This is a genomic window from Paenibacillus vulneris, from assembly GCF_039543185.1.
GTDB classification, from domain to species: Bacteria; Bacillota; Bacilli; order Paenibacillales; family NBRC-103111; genus Paenibacillus_S; species Paenibacillus_S vulneris.
The window spans coordinates 1-21,129 of the sequence record NZ_BAABJG010000021.1; the positions used below are offsets into that span (position 1 = coordinate 1).

A 21,129-nucleotide genomic window follows, 5' to 3' on the forward strand; every position below is an offset into this window, starting at 1 on the left:
TTTTTATGCAATCCATTTATTACCTAATGCGATGAAGTTTCTTTACACAGAGGGACTTTTTCGACAATCTGAAGCCGTTTAAATAAACGGCTCCCATCCCTATCATTATATCGTTACCGGCCAATTCATCAAGCTTTAGTTCCGATTGCAATCCAATTGACAACCCCTAGCAGCTCAGGCGAATACTTGCTTCGAACGACCTGCAGCAACGCGCTATCCTTCCATTTCTCCTGAATGATGGCGTAGCAGGACGGATTCGAGGTCGTAGCAACCAATACATAGCTCTCGTCAGCGAACGCTTCATCAAATTCAATGATTAGATCCACCATTTCCTCCTCCACTCGCATGGAAAAAGAGGTAAGGCCAAAATGCTGCAGTGCAGCGGAACGCCTTCCGGATTGCACCGGCTGGAAGGAAAGCTGCTGCGTTGTGACCGCTCCGTCCGCTATATGCCTTGTCTCGATGGAACCGTCCTGCAGCTGTTCGCCTCCAATGGATTCTATGGCCCTTGGCTCCGAGGAAACAGTGGAAACCGATGGCTTTTCTTCTTGAAATTCGGACTCTAAGGCTTCCGCAGCTTCAGGAGCTTCGTCTGATTCTAGAGCTTCTTTGACCGTAGCGACTTCCACATCCTCCAGAGCTTCTGCCGTTTCCGAGTCTGCCTGAGTCTCCGATACCGCTGATACCGCGGCGGCTAACCGCTCGATTAATCCGGGCTCCAGGTGAAGCTCGGAAATACTGCCCGGCATGATGTGGTAACCGGAGATGGACTCCTGCTTAATATGCAGTCCATCGACAGAATCATTGCTTAAGTGCTCGGTCCCTACTGCGCCCTGGGCAATTTTTTCCCTCGTGACGGAACTGTTCCGGAGATTGGAGCTGGTGACGCTGTCGGATGCCAGATGGCGGTTTTCTACGCTGGCCGGGGCCAGCTTCGATGACGTCACGGATTGATCCTGAAGCTTCGACGATGCCACCGATTGATCCTGCAGCTTCGCCGTTCCTATAGCTTCTACAGCCAGATGCCTGCTCTCTACGGAGCCGACAGCCAGCTTCGTGCTTGTAACTGACACATCCTGCAGATTGTGTGTGCTGACGGCATCTGCCGCAAGCTGCTCATTGCCGACAGAACCTGTCGCCATATGCTCAAGGGTAACCGATGCCGCGGCCAGCTTCGCGCTAGTGATTAAGCTGTCCTGCAGCTGCTCGGTTCCCACGGCATCAGCGGCGATATGCCCGGCGCTGACGGCACCTTCCGTGATATGCTCTGCAAAGACAGCTCCAGGAGCCAGCTTATCGGCCGTTACAGCGCCTTCCTGTAACTGGTCGCTCCCTACGGCCCCAACAGCGAGATGCTCCGTTCCCACGGCTCCGAGCGCAAGCTTGGAGCCATCAACCGCAGACTCCTGCAGCTGCTCGGTACCTACCGCTCCCACTCCGAGCTCCAGGCTTCCTACAGCTCCGGCAGCGATATGAACGGAAGCGACTGCGCCTGCCGCCAGCTTGGGGCTGGTCACAGCGCCTTCCTGCAAATGTTCCGTTCCCACGGCGTTCCCGCTGAGTTCGGCACTCCCTACGGCTCCTGCCGTAATATGGGCAGCTTCGACGGAACCAATCCCCAGCTTTGCTCCGGTAACAGCCCCTTCCTGCAGCTGCTTCGATCCGACGGCTCCTTCACTTATCATGGCACTGCCGACAGCACCTGCGCTAATGTGTATCGATTCTACTGCGAGCGGCGCCAGCTTCTCTCCCGTTACAGCTTTCTCCTGCAGCTGCTCGGTTCCGACGGCTCCTTCGCTCAGCTCCTCGTTGCCGACGGCACCAGCACAGATGTGAATCGATTCTACCGCGTTCGGCGCCAGCTTTGCTCCGGTTACGGATTCGGCCTGCAGCTGTTCGGTTCCCACGGCACCCTCACTAAGCTCTTCGTTGCCGACAGCTCCCGCACGGATGTGTACCGATTCTATCGCGTTCAGCGCCAGCTTCTCCCCGGTTACGGATTCGGCCTGCAAATGCTCCGTTCCGACGGCTTCTTCACTCAAATGCTTGCTGTCTACGGCCCCTGCGCTGATGTGCACAGACTCGATTGCATTCACCGCAAGCTTTGCTCCTGTCACGATGCCGTTCTGCAAATGCTCCATCCCGACAGCTTCTTCACCCAATTGCTCGCTGCCTACGGCCCCTCCGCTGATATGCAGCGACTCTACCGCGTTAACCGCAAGCTTTGCTGCTGTCACGATGCCATCCTGCAAATGCTCCGTTCCGACAGCTTCTTCATCCAATTGTTCGCTGCCTACGGCCCCTGTGCTGATATGCACCGACTCCACCGCGTTCAAAGCAAGCTTTGCTCCTGTCACGATGCCATCCTGCAAATGCTCGATTCCAACGGCTTCTTCACTCAATTGTTCGCTGCCTACGGCCCCTGTGCTGATATGCACAGACTCCACTGCGTTCACCGCAAGCTTTGCTCCTGTCACGGCACCATCCTGCAAATGCTCCGTTCCGACGGCTTCTTCACTCAATTGTTCGCTGCCTACGGCCCCTGAACTAATATGCACCGATTCCACCGCATTGGATGCGAGCTTCGCTCCGGTTACAGCTCCTTCCTGAAGCTCTCCCGTTCCGACGGCTCCTTCGCCCAGCTCTTCATTGCCGACGGCTCCAGGTGTAATATGAACGGATCCTACTGCGTTTGGTGCAAGCTTCACTCCGGTTACAACAGCATCCTGTATATGCTCCGTTCCTACTGAGCTTTCTGCCAGCTCCTCGCTGCCTACAGCTCCTGCAGTAATGTGGACGGCTTCTACGGCTCCTGCCGCAAGCTTCGGGCCCGTGACGGAACCCCCTTGCAGATGCACTGTGCCGACCACTTCCGCTCCAAGCTCTTCCGTTCCTACAGCCTCCGGTGCGAGGTGGACTGATCCGATCGAACCCGGGGCCAGCTTCGCTGCGGTCACGGAGGCATCCATCAACTGTATGCTGCCGACCGCTCCTTCACTGATGTGTTTGGCTCCAATAGCTCCGTCAGATAGATGCTCCCCGCTTATGATCCCTAATCCCAGCTTGGATGCCGCTACCGACCGCTCCTTCAGGTGGTCCGTCCCCACTGAGCCATGAGACAAATGTCTGCCGCTGACCGCTTCCCAAGCCAGCTTGGAGCCCATAACCGCCCCGTCCTGCAAATGCTCCGTTCCTACTGAGCTATCGGCAAGCGCATCGCTGCCCACGGCGCCTTCCGCCAGGTGATCGGATTTAACGGCTCCCAGAGCCAGCTTGGAGCCTGTTATTGACTGTTCATGGAGATGTCTCGTGCCTACGACGCCTTCGACAAGATGGGTGGACTTCACCGACCCTGCCGCAAGCTTTGCCCCAGTAACGGAATGATCCTGCAGCTGCTCCGTTCCTACCGTTCCTACCGACAAATGTATCGCTTCGACTGAGCCTATCGCCAGCTTGGAGCTCGTTACAGACTGCTCGCGCAAATGCTCGGTCCCAACAATCCCATCGGACAAATGGTCGGATTCTACGGCACCGGCAGCCAGCTTGGAGCTCGTTACCGATTGCTCCTGCAAATGCTCCCTTCCAACGATCCCCTCGGATAAATGCACCGATTCAACTGCACCCCGTGCCAGCTTGGAGCTTGTCACCGACCGATCCTGCAGCTGAACACTGCCGACGGCCGCTTCCGTTATGTGGAAGGTATGAACGGCGCCGCTGCCTAGCTTGGAAGAAGTCACAGCCTGCTCCTGAAGCTGCTCGGTTCCAACTGCCCCTCTGCTCAGCTGCTCATTGCCGACTACCTCATTGCTGAGATGCCTCGTTTCAATCGCCCCGGGTTCCAGCTTGGCGCTTGTCACCGATTGGTCCTGGAGGTGGGTCGTTCCAATGACTCCAGGAACAAGATGGGATGATTTTACGGCTCCGGAAACCAAATGCTCGCTTAACACGGCGTTATCGGCAATCTTTTCCGACGTGACGGCGCGGTCTGACAGCTTCTCCCTCGTAATGGCTTCCGTAGCGATATGGGAAGTCTTGATGGCAGCTTTGGCCACATTCGCGGATTGAACAGAGCCGACCCCCAGATGCTCGCCAAGCACAGCTTCGCGTCCGATTTTCTCGCTGGTTACACTGGAATGAGCTAATTTGGCCGTCGTCACGGACAAATTCGTTAACTTATCCGTAGATACCGATTCGCTTGCCAGCTTGGAGGTCGTTACGCTCTGGTTGGCCATTTGCCCTGTCGTGACGGCTCCTTCCTGGATATGCTGGTGCTGAATCGAACCGAATGCCAGCTTCTCGGAGGTAACTGCCCTGTCTTGAAGCTTCGCCGTAATCACCGATTGATCCTGAAGATGCTCTTTACTAATGGCTTGCGCTGCAATATGGCTGGACTGCACCGCCTTCTCAGCCAAATGAGTGCTCCCTACGGCGCCGCCAGACAAATGCTCTGCGGCTACCGCCCTTTTGGCCAGCTTCGGCGAAGTTACCGCCCCGTCTTGAAGCTTCGAAGCATGGATAGAACCGTCGCAAAGCTGTTGAGCTCCTACGCTCTGTTCAGTCAGCTTATCGGCGGTGACTGAGCTATCCGCCAAGTGACGGGTCTCCACCGCTTTGGACTGCAGATGTCTGCTTTCAACTGATTGCTCTTGAAGGTGTGCTCCGGTAACCGATTGTCTGCCGAGTTTCTCGGAAGTAACCGCCCCGTCCTGCAGATGCTCATTCAACACAGACTCGGCTGCCAAATGCTCCGCAGTTACCTGATTTGCCGCTATGTTGCCGCTGCGGATAATTTCACCGGATAAGTGCTCGTGCAAAATGACGGCAGATTGCAGATGCTCCTTCGTGATGCTCCACGGAGCGATCTTATCTTCGGTAATAGAATGGCTTCCCAGCTTCTGTGAAGTGATCTCCCCGTCCGCAATCTTGCTGGCCGTAACCGATTGATCACGAAGCTTCTCCGTCGTTACGGACAGATCCGCCAGCTTAGCCGTATTGACGACATAGTTGGCCAAATTGTTCGTCTGGATGGCTCCACTTTTGATCTTCTCCGAGGTAATCGATTGATTGAGAATCAATTCGCCGGTAATCGCTTCCTCTGCCAAATGCTTCGTATGAATGGACCTCTCGGCAATTTTTATCGCGTCTATGGTCTTATCGGCCAGCTTTTCGGAAGTAATGCTGTTATCCTGGATCTTCTCGCCGCTAATAGCCCTCTCTTGAATCTTATCTCCCGAAATCGCATAAGGAGCAATATGTTCTTCTGTAACAGAGCGAATTCCGAGCTTTTGCTGTGTGACGCTGCGGTCACCAAGCTTAGACGTACTGACCGCGTAATCCGCCAGCTGCTCCTGGCCGATGGTGCCGCGCTTGATTTTGCTCCCGTCTACCGCATTGCGGGCAATTTTCTCCTGTGTTACCGCCTCATCGGCAATATCATCCGTATATACAACCGGATTGTTGGGAGACGCTTGCTTGCGCTGCTGCAGCATCGGCTGCACATTAAGAGGCTTAAATACGGATGATGACTTCACCGCAGGCTCTTGATGACTTGGCTCGTTTTTGGATTCGTTTTTGGGCTCGCTTTTAGATTCACCCCTGGATTCAATTTTGGCATCGTTTTTGGTGTTGACCCTGGAATCGCTTCTGGAAGCACCCGCGGAAGATCTGTCCCCTTGAAGAGTATCGCTATCCAAGAACTTCAGTTCATCTTCTTCTTCATCTTGCAGCGCCACCTGACTGATACTTACATCCCCTGGTTCCCGATGACTCCGTTTGACGACTTTATCCTTCGTCTGTTCCTCATCAAGCCATTTCAGTTCGTTAAAACTGCCGCTCCGCCTGCCGCCTAGCGGGGTGATTTTGGCGGCGTTACGGCCGCTGCGCTTCTTCATTTTGCACTTCCTCCCCGTGATGGTTCACCTGTGAATTGCATTAACAATAGACTTTGGCAACCATAAAGTAGTCTTTTGTAACATATGCATTCACCCAGGAGGAAGTCATTAACCCATACAAAAATAGGCGCAAACCCAGTCACTTCCCGGCTTCCTGTAGGCCGTCGGGCTCAGCCCCCGTCAACCATTGCAATCAATTCCTCCATCTGCATCCCGCGGGAGCCCTTCAGAAAGACTACATCACCCGGTGCAGCAATGAGCCCTATGGCCCTGGCCAAGTCCGATTTTCGTTCAAACGCTTCGACACTGCCGGGAGGGAATGCCCCGGACGCGGCATGTGCTATTTCCGTGGAAAGCTTGCCGAGCGTCAAAACGCAGTCTACTTTGTGCGGATCCAGCAGCTCACCGATTTCCCGGTGAAAATCAATCTCTTGCTCCCCTAAATCCAGCATATCGCCAAGCACCAAGATCTTGCGTCTATACCCTTCCAGCTCATGAAGGTAAGACAAAGCAGCCTTTACGGAGGTCGGACTTGCATTGAACGAATCGTTAATCCAGGTAAAACCCGCTCCCCCTCGGATCACTTCCATTCTCATTCCAGATAAAACCGCATCCCGCAAGCCTCTTTCCGTCCTTTCGGCCGGAACGCCGAAATAATCGGCAACAGCCAATGCGGCTAGCGCATTGGTCACATAGTGCCTTCCGGGTAATCCGATGGTGTATTGTATCTCGGGCCGGGGACGGCAGGTAAAATGCGTCCCCCGGGAGCTCAAGGCTACGGATAGCGGGTAATAATCATTATGCGAACCGGTACCGAATCGAACCGTCCGAACCTCCTTGCCCGATAATTGCCGCTCTGCCGCTGCCCCAAGCATAGGATTGTCCCCGTTATAAACAAGAACGCCCGGCCCCTCCATTCCGTTGCAGATTTCCAGCTTGGCCTGAACGATAGCTTCCCTGGAGCCGAGCTCCGCCAAATGCGACTCGCCGATCAGCGTTATGATCGAAGCTTCCGGCCGGCCTAACCGCGATAATTGATCAATCTCTCCGAGCCCGCTCATCCCCATTTCCAGAACGGCAATCTCCGTATCTTCCTTCAGCTGCAGGAGGGTCAGCGGAACGCCGAAATGATTATTTTTATTGCCGTCAGAATACTCGATCTTGAAAGTCGTTGCCAGCAGCGAAGCAACCCAATCCTTCGTCGTTGTTTTGCCGTTGCTGCCTGTAATGCCCACCGTCCTTACTTTAAGCTGACGGCGGTACTCACCCGCCAACCGGTGCAAGGCGCTTAGCGAGTTATCAACAAGGATGACAGGGAAGTGATCTGGTGGGGACGGGTGATCTGCTTGCCATAGACATGCCGCGGCCCCCCTGCTTATCGCTTCATGAATGTAGTGATGGCCGTCCTTCTCTCTGACGATAGGAATGAACAAGCTGCCCCGCTTCAAAGTTCGCGAATCAATAGACACTCCGGTAATCGCAGTATTCCGGTAATGCTCCGATAACCCCGAACCTTGAACCATCCGTTCTATTTCATCACAGTACCGCTGAATCAATGGCCCTCCCCCTTTTCCATGCCTCTGCTCCTTCTTTCGCTTAAGGCTTCCAGCACGGCTTTACGGTCATCAAAGGGCTGTGTCTCGCCCCCAATAACCTGATATTGTTCGTGTCCTTTACCCGCAATGACAACGACATCGCCGTGAGCAGCCCATTGAATGGCCCGGCCAATGCCGTCTTTTCTATCCGCGATCATTTCGTATCGCTCTTCGGCATATCTCGCTTGCTGCAAGCCCTTGCGAATGTCCAGCATAATCGTATCCGGATTCTCGTATCTTGGATTATCCGAGGTCAAGATGATCTTATCCGAGTACCGGGCGGCAATAGCTCCCATAACAGGGCGCTTGGCCCGGTCCCTGTCTCCCCCGCACCCGAAGACAGTAATGAGCCTCCCGCGGGTAAACTCTTTAATCGCTTTCAATGCTTCCTCCAGCCCATCCGGCGTATGCGCGTAGTCCACGAATACGGAGAATGGCTGGCCGGCATCAACGGACTCCAACCTTCCTATGACAGGCTTCATGGTTTTTATCCCTTCGGCTAGCGAGGATAAAGGTATTCCTTCTATTAATAGAGCGGAGAATGCAGCCAGCATATTGTAAACATTAAACAGACCGACCAACGGCAGCCGAACCTGGGCATGGCTCCCGCGGAAGGAAACGGTGCATTCGGTCCCGCCAGCAGTTAATCGGATATCGTTCGCCTTCACATCCGCTTCCTCCCTGATACCGTAAGTGATAATCTGCGCAGCCGTCTGCCTGCGAAAATAATCGGATGCTTCATCATCCGCGTTCAGAACCGCAAATGAAGAGTCAGGCCCTGCCGCATTACCCAGTCTCGCGAAGAAGCGGCCCTTAACCTCCCTATAGGCTTCCATCGTGAGATGGTAATCCAGATGATCCTGCGTCAGATTCGTAAATACAGCCGTACGGAAACGGGTCCCTATGACTCTTCCCATATCCAATCCCTGGGAGCTTACCTCCATTACACAGAAATCCGCCTGTGCGTCGGCCATTCTTCGAAGGTTGCGCTGTAAATCAGGCGGCTCCTGCGTATTCGTCCCGAACGTCGCCACTTCATCACCGATTCGGGTAACTATACTGCCCATCATGCCGGTATTCAAGCCCTGATCACGAAGGAGATGGTCGATAATATAGCTCGTGGTTGTCTTTCCGTTGGTTCCGGTAATACCGATCACTTTCAATTCACTGCTCGGATAACCATAAAAGTGAGCCGATAGCACAGCCAAGGCATATCTCGCATTCTTGACATACACGCGCGGTATAGTGTCGTCGACCTCGACTTCCCGCTCCACTACAAATGCAGCCGCTCCTTGGGCAGCTGCGGCGGAGGCATAATGATGACGATCCTCCAAGAAACCGTCGATGCCGGGAACACAGACAAAAAGATCCCCAGGCCCAACCCTTCTGGAGTCCATCTGAATACCGGAAATTTTCACCGTACGATCGCCTTCGATATGAAGCACATCGAATAAATGGGCCGTTAACTCCTGCAGCTGCATGTCCTAATCCCTCCTATTGGTCGAATAACTCATTGTATTACCATCTTAATCCATTTATTTGCGAACATGCTGAAAATGACGTACCTGTCAGCCATTCATCAGACTGACCGGTTCGCATACTAAAGAGCACCTGATGAGCCATCGGGTGCTAGAGCAATACATCCAAATCCCGGATATACCTTTCGAAGTGCCTTCCGGAAGGAAGAGGCGGGTCCAACCGGTTTAGCGGCTGATTTAGACGAAGCGACCTCACAACCGGATAAGGGGACAGGAGCATTAGCCGAAGAAGGAGCCTCTCCTCCTTCGATATCGTTCGCTTGCTGTCGTAATACTCAATCCAGCGAAGCATGCTCCTCGCCTGCCAAGGAAAATTCCTGTGCAGTACATGGGATAAGTCCTGCATACGTAGATGCAGCGACGTGTTTTCAAAATCTATCATTTGAAGCCTGCCTGTGCTATTTATTATCAGATTGGGATAATTATAGTCTCCATGGACAAAAGTGCGCTGCGCTTGCTCCTGTTCAATTGCTCTTACAATTCCCGGCTGCCTTAAATCGGACATGACGATATTGCAAAGCGCAATATAGTGCTCCATTCCCTTGTACGACTGCAGCAGCTGAATATATTCGGCTAACTGCTCCGTTTGCCTGCCGTATCGGATTCTTGATTCTGGCGCTATCCCCTCGGGAAACGCTGCAGCATGCCTGTGGAACTTTGCCAAAGTGCGCACCGTCTTTTTAAAATCTGATCTCGAGGTCATATCAGGATGCCTGCCAATAACCCAATTCGTCAATGTGTAGTGGCCCGATTCCCAAGTATGCCAACAAGCCTGATCTTGCGCCGGAAGCACTCTGGGGCTTTTGTCAAAGCCGGCTGACTCCAAATATTGGAGAACATGAGTGATGAACCGCATTTCATCCTCTGTAACCTTATAGCCTTTCAAGCACAGATAGCCATGGGATAATGTTTTTAACCGGTATACGTCACGGACTTTTTTTATTCCGGTAATTTGAATGCCATGCCTTGCCTCAAGCTCCGGCCACAGTGACATACAGCTCCGTCCCTTCACCCGTTTTTTACTGCCACCCACTCATCTATCCATCGAATCGCGTTCAACCGGTCCTTCCAGGTTTCCTTCAGAATAGTAAACGTAGGAGAATAGCGTCCGCCCGCAATACTTGGGGTAACGTACAACGCTTCACGCGGTATCCGATATAATGCACTAATCAGTATCCGTTCCAGCGGCTGGAGCGGCTTGATAAATTCATAACCACGCAGAACGGCATCCATCATTGGGATTTGATAATTCGTCGTGTTGAGCAGCAGCTTGACTAATTCCTCGTAAGTAGACCCCCAACCCGACCGATCCCAATCAACCAAATATAACCCATGAGGACATATGACCACGTTGGGTGTCGTCACATCGCCATGGATGATGGAGGGAGCCTGCCGCTCCTCGCGCCACAACGGCTTCATATCATGATTACGAATTCGGGCCCACGCTTCTTCGGTCAATTCCTGGCAATGCCTGCCATGCCTCCGAAACCATCTCCCGATGGAATCGCGCCTCAGCTTGACACGTTCGAGCTGTTGATTAAATAAATCATAATGAAGCTTTAGCAGCTTGATCCGGGCACGCGTACTGTTTATTCCGATATCTCCGTCAGGAAGCCCTTTCGTAATCGCATGCAGATGGGCTACGGATTTTCCCAGCTCCTCGTAATCCTGTTCGATGACGAGCTCCCTGCCTTCCACCCACTCCGTCACATAATACCGTTTGCCCTTGTATACTTTCCAGATGGCCCCCCTTTTGGTCAATCGCCATTTAGGCATCTGCGGATAGTTCAGAGCTATCAAATGCCCGATGCTTTTCGTAAGCTGTCTCATATGTCTTTCGGGGGCTATCAAGGGCTTGACATATGGCTTGATCAAGTAGTCTCCCTGTTCTGTTACCGCCCGGAAGGCGACGTTTTTTCTATAAACCGAATCATATGATTCCAACCTTTGTATCTGCAGGTCATAGCTGCGTGCCAGCCTTCGGAACGTCTTGCCAATTCGTATGTCCATGTCCCCATGTTCACTCCAAATCTATACAAGCGATGATACGTTATTGTATTCCTGCTGAGCCGGACAGCAACGGGCAGCTGACTAGTAGGGCTAGTAATTCATCATGGAAATAACCGATCGGAAATACGATTGAATGTCTTTTTTAAAGATCACTCCATTCTGCCGTAGAAAAAAAAGAGCTTGCAAGGCCGCAGCCCTGCAAACTCTATGAAAAGCAATATTACTGGTAAAAAAGAGCCGTCCCCATCAAAGCAGATACAGACAATACTACAAGCGGATGAAGCTTATATTTGACAATGCCTATCACCGCCAAGGCAAAAATAAGGAGCTGGGCAAGCGTATGTCCGTTCATTCCGAGCATCGTTTGGCCATTAACTCCAACACGATAAGCAGCAAAGACCACCATCGCCGCCACCATCGGTTTGAGGCCGTAAAATATCATCTGCATGAAGCTGCTGCTCCCCTTCTTATAAAAGAACAGCGCCAACGCTATAATAATGATAAAAGAAGGGAGAATCATACCCAATACTGACGTTGCCGCCCCTGGAAGTCCCGCGGTATTAAAACCGATAAGCACCGCGCTGTTCGTAGCGATCGGACCGGGTGACATGCCTGCCAGCGAAACCGCATCGGCGAACCGTTCCGGCGTCATCCACTGATGGCTCACTACTACCTCGTGCTCAATGACCGAGAGAATTGCGTACCCGCCGCCAAAGGAGACGAGACCTATTTTGAAAAAAGTTAAAAATAACGCCAGAAGCATACTAACGCCTCCCCCCTGCCAGCAGCCCGATCAAATCCCGTCTCCCCAAATATATTGACCTGCGGCTGGCGCCGAAGCGGGTATGTCTTGCTGTTGTTTTTTATGTTCTGCTGCGAACGTTCCAAGCTTTTCTTTCCATTTGTACACTATGATACCTGCCAAGGTGCCCAGGAGCAGCAATATCGCCGGATGCAATCCCGAAAACCATAAGGCTGCCAGAGCGGCCAAAATAATAACTAGCGTCGCTTTATCGTGAACGGCGGATTTCCACATCCTCCATCCCGCGACAGCTATAAACGCAACGACCGCAGCATGAATTCCTTCGAATGCGGCAGTCACCTTCCCTGAATCCTGTACCGCAGAATAGCCTATGGTTAACAGGAGCATAATAGCAAATGTAGGCAGCGAGATTCCTATAACCGCGGCGATGGCACCCTGAAGTCCACCCAATCGGTATCCGATCAGCGTAGCCGCATTGACGCCAATTCCTCCCGGTGCAGAGCCTGCAATCGATAAAGCATCGCTAATTTCGTCTTCATCCATCCATTTGCGCTGCTCGACTATTTCTTTTTCTATAGCCGGAATCATAGCGTAGCCGCCGCCGAAGGTAATCGGGCTGATTTTACAGAAAGACCAGAACAATCCCCACAGTAAAGACGCCTTCTTTGTTTCTCTCTTTAACATGATGCAGCATCCCCCTGTCCGAACCTTGATGTGACCATTATAAACTACTTTTTATCTTTTTGGAATAAACCTTTGTATAAAAGTTTTTTATTTTTGTAGAAATGTTCGTTTATACCAAAAAAAGAGGCGAATATGCCCCTTAGTTCAGCGGAATACTATGAATTTCCTTCCGACTTTAATTCATTTTAGTTTTTTTAGAAGCAGATTGATACCAATCCATCCACCTGCGGGCTGTATGCTCCCAAGTAAACCGATCATGGACTCTGGCTATGCTGGCTTCGCCCATCCGTCTAAGCCGTTCCTGGTCCGTCAACAGCGCGCTTATCCATAAAGGGAGCTCCTTCCCAAGCAGCGGGATATCGATCAAATAACCTGTTGATCCATGCTCTATGATTTCCTTCATCCCTCCGGATCTCGTGGCGACCACCGGAACTCCGCACGCCATCGCCTCCACGTTGACAAGCCCGAACGCCTCCGTCTCGTTGGATGGAACCGCTAATATATCCGCCAGCCGGTACCAGCTGGATATCTCATCATGCGGAACAAAAGGAATAAATCGGACATGCTGCCGCAGCCCATCCGCCTGGCGATATAATTCCTGTACGTACGGCGTGACCTTATTCGACCCGTAGTGGGCACTGCCAATGATCAGCAGGACCGCTTCTGGCACATGCCTGACGATTTGCGGCATAGCCTGAAGAAGGTGATGGACTCCTTTCATCTCAATCAGTCTGCCGACATACATAATAATCTTTTTACCGGTCAATCCCATTCTCTCCAGCATGCGCTCCCGTTCTCTCTCTCCCTCTTCCGACCAGCGGGTAACAAAATGATCCGTATCCACCCCCAGGTGATTCACAAGAACTTTGCGGTGCAGCTTGGGGAATGAGCGAATAAGCTGTTCCTTAAGAAACTCGCTGTTAACGATGATCCGGTTAGCCGCAGCCAGACAAGCCCGAAGCTCGACGTACCCGATATGCGGCTTGGAAACGAAGGTAAGCGAGTGAAGCACGAGCCATAGCCTGGCACGGGGAAATCGTCTGCGCAAATAGCGGATGTACCTGGGCCTGTTCTCAATCTGGATGACATGAGGTCGATAAGCAGCAAGCTTACGGCCTACGTTCCGAATATAGGCACGGGGAGAGGGAGCCCCAACCCTTACATACTTTACACCGTCTATGATTTCCTTTAGCGGTCTGCCTTTTGCCGCTTTACCGAATATCAGCGGTCTTGCCTCCTTCTTCAGCCGACGGGCCACCTGTTCGATCACAAGTTCCACCGAGCTGCTTTCCGCCGAGGGGATTACGAAGGAACCGGGAGATACGATAGCGATGACGGGACGATCCATGCCGCCGCCTCCTCTGCTAATAACTACTTATCCTGCAATGTATTCAACCGCAGAAGTATGCGGAACGCCCGGCATCCGCAACTTTGTATAATAGGGCAGGGAAAAGCGCAAGGGACATGCGCCCCAAGGTTCAATCAATGCCCACCGCACCTGTCCACACTGAACCGAACATTGCGGCATATGCTGTACCATATCTCTATCGGTAGTGCCAGTTTGTGTGAAAAAGGAGTGAGCCTCATGCTGCCATCCTATATAGGCATCCTCATCAATGATAAATTGTACCGCCGTCTATCCAGCGGGGATACAAGATATGAAGCAGTGCATTTTTATGTGGAAGCGGGCATGCAATATGGTTTAATCCCCTGTTTTTTCCGCATTCAGGATGTCCGCATAGGGAATCCCTCCATCAAAGCCTTCGTTATGGAAAATGACCAGTTTATCCGTAAAGCGGTACCAATGCCCCTGGTGATCCATAACCGGGCTATTTATCCCGGCCAACGCGAGCAGGACGAACTGCACTCCTGGGTGTGCAGCGGGACCCAGTTATTCAATCAATGGAACCGGTACGGCAAGCTGGAAACGCATCAGATTCTTATGAACGATGTTTCTTTGCGGCCCCATTTGCCTGGTACCTTCGAGGCAACAGAGTCCAATCTGCATACCATGATGAAGCTGTATGATAAAATGATCATTAAGCCCGACCGAAGCAGCGTCGGACGCGGTGTCATGCTCCTGCAGCGTTCGGGTGACCGCTGGAGGCTTACTTATCCTGCCTACATCAGCACTCGCAATAAAAAGTGGCTGAATCTCGAATTCAAGGGGAGACGAATTCCTTCCCTTCTAAAGCAAAGATTCCGCAAGACCCAATATATCGTGCAGCAGCATTTGCCGCTGGCTACTTATCAGGGCAGGCCTTTCGACATGAGAGTGTCCGTTCAACGCGATGGAACCGGTGATTGGCAGGTAACCGGGCTCGTCGTCAAGGTTGCCGCCCCTAACCGGTTCCTGACCAATGTCGCTCAAGGCGGGTCCGTTCACCGGCTCGAGTCCATACTTGCTGAAGAATATCCTCATCTACAGCAAGAGTGTGTTATCGAATCCATCCGCGGCTTCTCCCTTCGGGTAGCAAGACAGTTAGGCCAAAGTCTTCCTCATATGGCCGACCTTGGGCTGGATATCGGAATGACGACGGACGGCTTCCCGTTGTTTATCGAATGTAACGGCAAGGATCAGCGTTACAGTCTTCGGGAAGCCGGAATGTACGAGGAGTGGAAGGCATCCTTCTATAATCCGATTGCCTACTCCAAATATTTGCTGGATCATTACGCGCCAAAAATAGAAAGCGGCCCTTAATCAGGGCCGTTTACCATTTGGGACTATTTTCGTGACGCACAAGATTACATAACTTCATTAAGCGAGTTACTTCATGACCGGATCTGGACGGTAGGCAATGCAATCCACGATATGGTCGTTCACCATGCCTGTCGCCTGCATAAATGCATAGCAAATCGTCGTTCCGACAAATTTGAAGCCCCGCTTGCGCAAATCCTTACTCATGGCATCTGATTGAGGCGTGCCGGCAGGAACTTCACGGAGAGAAGACCAGTGATTCCGGATCGGACTGCCGCCTACAAACTGCCAAATATAGGCGTCGAAGCTTCCGAATTGCTCGCGCACCTTCAGAAAAGCTTGTGCGTTCGTGACAGCAGCCTGTACCTTCAGCCGGTTGCGGATAATTCCTTCGTTGGATAATAGCTCGGCCATCTTCGCTTCATCATACTGAGCCACAAGCTCGGGATCGAAACCGTCAAAGGCAACCCGGTAATGCTCCCGCTTCTTGAGCACGGTATACCAGCTTAACCCCGCCTGCGCTCCTTCCAGAATCAGCATCTCGAACAGCTTGCGATCATCATGAACAGGAACGCCCCATTCATGATCATGGTAATCCTTGTACAACGGGTCCTCATTGACCCAACCGCAACGCGTAATTTCCTCCATGTCACCCTCCAGCTCATATGATAGCTTAATCATATCACAAAAAACCGCACATGTGTTCTGTTAATATGGAAAAAGGCGGCTGCACTCGTCAGCCGCCCCATCCTTATTCTTTGGGTCCCTGTCCGTTGGAAGCTCCGCGCTTGGTGGCGACAACCTCCCATACAACCGGATCGGAACGGTTGCCGGCCAGGTCGGTGCCTTCAACAATGATTCGGTTTCTTCCTTGCTTAAGCGGCACAATGACGGTGTAGCTCAAATCTGCGTTTACTTGTGCGGCTATACCGTTTGCCGTCACGCTCCCCGGCTCGCTGATTTTCCCTGTCAGCGTGTAATTTCCTGTATCTACCTGATCACCCTTCCCGTTTCCCGGACCGCCATGAGGATTACTGATTATGACAACAGGCTTTACAGTATCGTACGTAATGATAAGCTTTATTGGTTCCGCTTTATTGCCTAATGCATCGACAGCCGTAACCATAAATTCGTTCGGCCCTTTGACCAGATTGACCTGCTGCGTGAAACCAAGCCGTGCATCAACTGCGGTCTCCTTGCCGTTAATATACACTTTCCCCGGCTCGCTGATCGTTCCGGAGATCGTATACACCGCAGCAGTAACGGACCCGTTGTGCTGATTCAAGCTTATGACCGGCGCTACTGAATCGACAAACAAGGTAAGAACCACCGGCTCGGCCTGGACACCCGCCGCGTCTGCAGCCTCTATCTTGATCGTATTGCCGCCCTGGTTCAGATTCAGCGTACTGGAGAATTTCAAATCCGCGCCAACCTGAACGGCATTTCCATTCACCTTGACGGTCGCCATACGGTTAATGCTGCCCGTAATGGAATAAGAGGACTGCGTAAGCGAGCCGCTCTTTTGGTCCACATGCAGGACAAGAGGACCGACTGGCGTGACCGATACCGCCGTGGAATAATCTCCTTCAATCGTATTATTCACTGCTGCCACAGCGTAAGTATACGTTTTATCATAGGCTAATCCTTGATCTGTGTAACTTAGATCAGTTTGTGTCGAAGCCAGCCAGCGGAACCGGCCGTCTCCTTCGCTTCGGTACAGATTATAGGAAGTCGCTCCTGGCAAAGCCGACCAGCTGATTTGGGCTGAATTGCCGTATACCGCTGCCGTTACCCCGGCGGGTGCTCCCATGGAAGGAACCCCGATACGAACATTATCGATATATTCATTTACTTTATCTTTGGCGGAGGACAAGAAATCAATGGCGCTTAGCTTTGCAGCGTCAGGCCATCCTTTATCCTTATGGAATGGAATGGCACCTGCCGAAGTCCCATTAATAAACACTTCCGCCATTTGCGTCCGGATATCCGCTACCACCTTCACATGATACCAGGTGTTAGGCTTAAATTCATTGTTGGCCGGCAACGGAACCGCCTTGCCGTTGCTTGTATCGTTGTTCCGGTAATAGAAGCAGTAGGCCGTCGGGCATCCGGCTCCGTAGCCGGAGAAAATCTCGACGTACTGCTTGCCGAACGCGGTATCCAGCAGTCTCAGCACCCTCGGGTAGTCTGCGCCGGCCGTTTGCATGACATCCACTTCGGCAATGACGGTTCCCGTCTGCGCCGGAAACGCTTTGGACGCCCTTGTCTGGCTTGTGCTGTCGTCGTACAAGTTCAGCAGCTTTTGGGAGCTATTCCCTGCCGGAGATGCTGGAACTTCATCCACCAGGATATGATTCTGATCGGTTCCCGGAATCGGTCTGCTATCGTAGCCTGCCGGCTGCTCTCCGGCATTCATGCCTTCAAAATCATCATGAATAAGGATCACCTCAGCCGGCGTACCGAGCAGCGCTCCGTTGCGTTCCTCAGAATATTCCAGACTTTCTCCGGAACCATTCACCGCTTTAATGACGTAGAAATAGTTCACCCCCGGCTCGACCTGCTTATCCAGGTATTCAAGTGACGAGACAGTTGCTATCGTCGTGTAAGGACCTCCCGGCGTCAAGCTGCGTTTCACCTGATAACCGGTCGCCCGTTCGGCCGCCGACCAGGATACCAGCAGATCCGACGCGCTGCGGGATACCGTGACCCCTGTCGGACGGTAAGGGACTGGAGCGATCTGTTCTAATTGGACCTGCGAAAAGAGCGATTTGTTATAGTTTTCAATCAGGTTATTTTCTTTGGCCGCATCCGCCATCAAGCCAATGTACACTTCATTCGCGTCCAGCGGCATCGATCCAATGGTCATCCAGTTCGTTCCTTCTTGTGAAATATAGCCTGTGACCGTGCCGCCGAACTTGACAATCTTCACATAATACGGCGGATTGATCGAAGGCAAAGGCGGGGTTTCCGCTACAGAAGCTCCCTCGGTATCTCTGCTGTAAAACTCCGCTACGTGTCCATCCCCTCGAACCGCCAAGCCCATGAGTGCCATACGGGATCCCGGTATCAGCTTTTCACGGATCATGACGCCGGCTTTTGCCAACGGGGTGGTATGGGTAATTTTATCGATACGAGCTACCAATTGCCCGTCGCCGACGAGCTTTTGATAGGCGAACTGGAAGGATTCCGGATTTACCGATATATTCCCGGAGCTCTTGACCGTAAAGACACCGTCATTCAGATTCGAGTGCCCCGGCAGTCCTGGAGTTCCGATATCTACAGCAGTCCATGGCGCAATATCACCAGACTGATTAATATGGACAGGAACTGCATCGGAATCCGTCGAGGTTCCCGAATTATCTATCGCTTTGGCCACAAGAAAATACGTTCCTTCCGGTACATCCGGCCAAATGAACTGATACGGAGCCGTATCATCCTCACCCAGCTTGACATTATTGCGATAAAACTCCACTTTGCTAATCGTACCATCAGGATCCAACGCTTCCGCGTTGATGGTGATCGTTGTGCCCTTGTCTGTAATCGTATTGACCGATGGGGTTGTAATCTGAATAACCGGGTTGAGGGAGCCGCTGCCGACGATCAAATTCAAATAATTTTCCAAATTCGTGTATCCGTCGCCGTTCATTTGGCCGTTGCGGTCCTCCGGATCGTTCGGATTGAGCCCGTGAGCCAGCTCCCACTCGTCCGGCATCCCGTCATGATCCGAGTCTTCAGGAGCAGGAGCACTGTTCAAGACAGGCCATCCTCCTACCTCGGCGGGCGAGTTGATTTGTCTGCCAGTACGGTTAATAACGTCATGGATGATCCGGGCGTCGACGGAATCGCGTTTAGGCAGAATAGCCCCTGCTTGCTCGAGCACCAGCTTATACGCTTCCTCCGGCGTATGGGTCGTTACCGGATAAGCCGGAACCGGCGAATACAGCCTTGTATTGGTAGGAGTAAACTCCTGAACCCCCAGCCAGTTATCCGCCGTTACTTCCGGCGATCCGTCGATATAGTTGCCGTCAATGTACCATTGCCCGTTCAAGCCGAGCTCATCGAGCACCAGGTCTCTTTTGGTAAGAAGCGTATCCGGTCCGTATTTATTATAGTTGTTGATCATGTTCACATTCGCGCTGCCGCCGCCGTATGCCGTCTTATAGTTCCAGTTGTAGACAACGTTGTTACGGTAATCGAGACTTCGCTTGTCTTCTTCCGTTCTGCCTTTAAAACGGGGGTTGCGGCTGCTGTTATGCACCAGCAAATTGTGATGATAGGACGTGTTGCCGGCGCCCCACAAGCCGCCGAAGCCGTGGCGTCCTTTTTCATGCTTGGACATATGCAAGGCTTCCCCGATAATGGACCACTGCACCGTCAGGTTATCCGTGGTCTGAGGTGACAGCACCTCATCTATCGCCCATTCGAAGGAACAGTGGTCGATAATAATGTTCTTGCGACCGTCAATCGACATCGAATCGCCTTCCGCCGGAGACTCGTCTCCCATCCGGAAACGCAAATACCTCATAATGATATTGTCTGCCTTCACGTAGACAGAATAATTATTAATGCTGATCCCGTCGCCGGGGGCCGTCTGTCCGGCTATCGTCAGATTCGAGCCGGTGATAGTAAGCGACGACTGGAGCTGAATGTTGCCGGACACGCGGAACACGATGGTCCGGTTGCTCTGACTCACCGCATCGCGCAACGAGCCGGGACCGGAATCATTCAGGTTCGTGACCTCATACACCGTTCCCCCGCGACCGCCTGTAGTATACATCCCCCCGCCTTCCGCACCGGGGAATGCCGGTATGCCTTGGCTTGCCCCCGGCGGATCAGCAGCATAAGCCGGGAAGGATGAAGCCAGTATTGCAGCAGACAGCAAGGACGAGCACAGCAGCTTTCTCACGTTCAATAAAGTTACCTCCCTACGGAAAATAGTCGTGGCTTCGAACGAATAGCCATTATGATAACGCTTACAATATTAGCCTCCTTTCATCTCGCTCATTGTTCCGCTGCAGCCGCAGTGAGCCGCTTTCCCGAATAATCAGGATAGGCTGCACCTACAGATTAACCACATTTTTCCTATGAACCTATAGGGCTTTTTTTTCATTGAATAGGGGAGATACACTATTGTATAGCCGGAGTTACTGAGGGGGCGTCTCTCTTTCCTTCGTATAAGCGGCAGGAGATGTACCGGTTTCCCGTTTGAACACCCGGTGAAAATAGGACGGATCACAGTAGCCCAAATAGTCCGAAATATCGCCGATAGTGCGCTGCGAGTGGGTCAGCAGGTAAATCGCGGTTTTCATCCGCAGGCCATGAACGTATTCGCCGATGGTCTGGCCGGTGACTCCGCTGAACAGCGCGGCGGCGTAATTGGGGCTCTTGTCGATGACCTCCCCCAAATCCTCCTTCGTCACCTTCTCCCGGTAATGGTTCTGAATATACGATTTCATCCGCTCGACATGCTGCTCTTTGGCCGACGACGGCTTTCCCTCATCCAGCTCCCGATTCCAGTGGGTTAAAATTTCCAGAGCCAGGGACTGGCACATTGCCTCACGGTAAGGAAGCCGTTCCTTCCACTCCTCGTTCATCATCCGGAATCGCTGGTACAGCAGCTCATATTTCCCGGTCTTCCATTTGCAAAATTCATTGGCTGTTAGCAGCGGCAGCAAGGGGGACGAGCCGTCCTTCAGGAACGATACGACGTACTTCTCGTGGGTTACTGTAGGGATACTTTTTCCGTAAAAAGGAACCCCGGTCGGGATTAGCAGCAAATCCCCCTTTTCCAGCATCACCTTTTCGTGGTTAACCCAATACAGGCATTTGCCGTAGCTTACGAGAACCAGGACATCATACGGAGCTCCTTCCTCATGCTCCTCAAACCAATGGACCCCCGTATCCTGACGAACCGTTTGGACGTAAATCATGCGACGACTCCTTTCCCCTC

At 52.4% G+C, this 21,129-nt stretch carries 12 protein-coding genes; 1 reads left to right on the plus strand and 11 read right to left on the minus strand.

Translation table 11 applies throughout. The annotated features are described in order from the left end of the window. Positions 1 to 128 precede the first annotated feature (128 nt). The 8 genes from ABEA66_RS18460 to ABEA66_RS18495 all read right to left on the minus strand — a co-directional run bounded on the left by ABEA66_RS18460 (position 129) and on the right by ABEA66_RS18495 (position 13,829). On the minus strand, positions 129 to 5,891 hold the full coding sequence (locus ABEA66_RS18460; RefSeq protein ID WP_345589663.1) for a WIAG-tail domain: 5,763 nt from the start codon (positions 5,889 to 5,891) through the stop codon (positions 129 to 131). A 170-nt stretch (positions 5,892 to 6,061) separates the two neighbouring features. Further along, positions 6,062 to 7,447, minus strand: coding sequence for a UDP-N-acetylmuramoyl-tripeptide--D-alanyl-D-alanine ligase (locus ABEA66_RS18465; RefSeq protein WP_345589664.1), 1,386 nt, complete (start codon positions 7,445 to 7,447; stop codon positions 6,062 to 6,064). Beyond that, the gene (locus ABEA66_RS18470; protein WP_345589665.1) at positions 7,444 to 8,967 is read right to left on the minus strand and encodes a UDP-N-acetylmuramoyl-L-alanyl-D-glutamate--2,6-diaminopimelate ligase; all 1,524 of its coding nucleotides are present in this window, start codon (positions 8,965 to 8,967) and stop codon (positions 7,444 to 7,446) included. The genes ABEA66_RS18465 and ABEA66_RS18470 overlap by 4 nt, the downstream gene beginning before the upstream one ends. 148 nt (positions 8,968 to 9,115) lie before the next feature. Then, entirely contained in the window at positions 9,116 to 10,018 is a 903-nt protein-coding gene (locus ABEA66_RS18475) for a phosphotransferase (protein WP_345589666.1), read from the minus strand. 14 nt (positions 10,019 to 10,032) lie between these two features. After that, entirely contained in the window at positions 10,033 to 11,034 is a 1,002-nt protein-coding gene (locus ABEA66_RS18480) for a phosphotransferase (protein WP_079909922.1), read from the minus strand. A gap of 220 nt (positions 11,035 to 11,254) precedes the next feature. After that, positions 11,255 to 11,797, minus strand: a complete 543-nt coding sequence (locus ABEA66_RS18485; RefSeq protein ID WP_345589670.1) for a chromate transporter — start codon at positions 11,795 to 11,797, stop codon at positions 11,255 to 11,257. A gap of 30 nt (positions 11,798 to 11,827) precedes the next feature. Continuing rightward, positions 11,828 to 12,481: a chromate transporter gene (locus ABEA66_RS18490; RefSeq protein ID WP_345589672.1), complete on the minus strand. Its 654-nt coding sequence runs from the start codon at positions 12,479 to 12,481 to the stop codon at positions 11,828 to 11,830. A gap of 175 nt (positions 12,482 to 12,656) precedes the next feature. Then, positions 12,657 to 13,829 carry a glycosyltransferase family 4 protein gene (locus ABEA66_RS18495; RefSeq protein WP_345589674.1) on the minus strand — a complete coding sequence of 391 codons (1,173 nt, stop codon included), beginning with the start codon at positions 13,827 to 13,829 and terminating at the stop codon, positions 12,657 to 12,659. A gap of 237 nt (positions 13,830 to 14,066) precedes the next feature. On the opposite strand from ABEA66_RS18495, the gene ABEA66_RS18500 reads away from it, so the two are divergent. Then, positions 14,067 to 15,182 (plus strand): YheC/YheD family endospore coat-associated protein, encoded by a 1,116-nt coding sequence (locus ABEA66_RS18500; protein ID WP_079909918.1) that lies wholly within the window; start codon positions 14,067 to 14,069, stop codon positions 15,180 to 15,182. A 66-nt stretch (positions 15,183 to 15,248) separates the two neighbouring features. On the opposite strand, the gene ABEA66_RS18505 is transcribed toward ABEA66_RS18500, so the two are convergent. From ABEA66_RS18505 to ABEA66_RS18515, 3 genes are all read right to left on the minus strand, one after another. After that, positions 15,249 to 15,827 carry a DNA-3-methyladenine glycosylase I gene (locus ABEA66_RS18505; protein ID WP_345589678.1) on the minus strand — a complete coding sequence of 193 codons (579 nt, stop codon included), beginning with the start codon at positions 15,825 to 15,827 and terminating at the stop codon, positions 15,249 to 15,251. A gap of 103 nt (positions 15,828 to 15,930) precedes the next feature. Further along, positions 15,931 to 20,085 carry an Ig-like domain-containing protein gene (locus ABEA66_RS18510; RefSeq protein ID WP_345590086.1) on the minus strand — a complete coding sequence of 1,385 codons (4,155 nt, stop codon included), beginning with the start codon at positions 20,083 to 20,085 and terminating at the stop codon, positions 15,931 to 15,933. A gap of 238 nt (positions 20,086 to 20,323) precedes the next feature. Continuing rightward, a complete protein-coding gene (locus ABEA66_RS18515; RefSeq protein WP_079909916.1) occupies positions 20,324 to 21,109 on the minus strand; it encodes an AraC family transcriptional regulator in 786 nt (261 codons plus the stop codon). Between the last annotated feature and the right edge of the window lie 20 nt (positions 21,110 to 21,129).